Raw genomic sequence first — 1,188 nt, 5'->3', positions numbered from 1 at the left:
CGTCAGGTACGGCGAGAAGTACGGCGACGACGGACTGTGGGAGGGCTCGCTGTACGTGTTCGACAAGCGGGGATCGGTCGACTTCTCCGACCACGCCGCGGTCGTCGGCGAATGCGTCGGATGCGGCACCGCGACCAAGCGCACCGCGAACTGCCCCGATCTGTCATGTCGCACGCAGTTCGTGGTCTGCGAGGACTGCGGCTCCGTGTGGTGTGCACGGCACGCCGCCTGAACCGCATCGTGCTCAGGTGATCAGCGCGACGTCGGTGCGCCGGCTGGCGAAGATCGAGAGCGGCAGCAGGAACGCCCGAACCCTGGTCCGGCGGTCGACGCTGCGCCGCAGCTGACCGACCACCTCGTCGAGCGCCGCGCTCACCGTCTCGTCGGGACTCCCCGAGGCCTCTGACGATGGCCGCGCATAGCTCGCTCGCTCGACCGCGGTGACGACAGCGCGCATCGCGCTCGCGTCCACCCCGTTGTCCCTGATCAGATCGTCTCCGCGCATGCGCGGCGTCTCGGCGTCGGAGAGCGGCAGGCGCAGGTCCTGCATGGTCGCTCGCAGCTCGGCCCACGCGGATGCCGCGTCTCCTCGCCGTGCGCGCCCTCGGCGAGAGAGGCCGATGCCGAGACGGATCATCGCAGGCAGCAGGAGCACCACCAGCACACCCAGCGTCGTGAGCATGACGGGCGTGGGATCGAGGCGGCGCAGCTCGCCCGCCGCTCCCGCGTTGTCGCCGGTGTCCTCACGATCGATCTCGGGACCCGTCGTCGTCCCCGTGCTGGGGGCAGCCGTGGGCGCCGGTGTCGACCCGCCGCCCGAGCCTCCGCCCGACGTCGAGGCAGCCGTGAAGGCCGTGGGCACGCCGAGCGACGCGGTCGGCTCGAAAGGCACCCATCCGACCCCGGGGAAAAGCACCTCGGGCCAGGAGTGCAGCTGATCGCTCGACACCGAGTAGATGGCTTCCTCGCCGCGCGTGTTGTCGGTCAGCGCTCCGGGCAGGTACCCGACGACGATGCGCACCTCCATGTCGAGGCTCTCCGCCATGAGCGCGAACGCGCCGGCGAAGTGGATGCAGTAGCCGGAGCGCTCGTCGAGGAAGCGGGCGACCGCGTCGGCACCCGTTCCGTCGAACCCCTCGTCGACCGGGGTGTCGAGCGAATACTCGAACTCGCTGCGGAACCACGACT

General features: G+C 70.4%; 1 protein-coding gene and 1 pseudogene. One reads left to right on the top strand and one right to left on the bottom strand.

Annotated elements, in window-relative coordinates; translation table 11 throughout:
- Positions 1 to 232: pseudogene (locus J7E68_RS16745) on the top strand (hypothetical protein); the annotation flags it as partial.
- A 12-nt stretch (positions 233 to 244) separates the two neighbouring features.
- Here J7E68_RS16745 and J7E68_RS16740 read toward each other — a convergent pair.
- A partial coding sequence (locus tag J7E68_RS16740; RefSeq protein ID WP_215174496.1) for a transglutaminase-like domain-containing protein occupies positions 245 to 1,188 on the bottom strand: 944 nt, incomplete at its 5' end.

It is taken from the genome of Microbacterium sp. ISL-103 (assembly GCF_018613995.1).
Classification (GTDB): Bacteria; Actinomycetota; Actinomycetes; order Actinomycetales; family Microbacteriaceae; genus Microbacterium.
The sequence above is the reverse complement of the archived record's forward strand: the minus strand, read 5'-3'. Positions and strand labels throughout refer to the sequence as shown.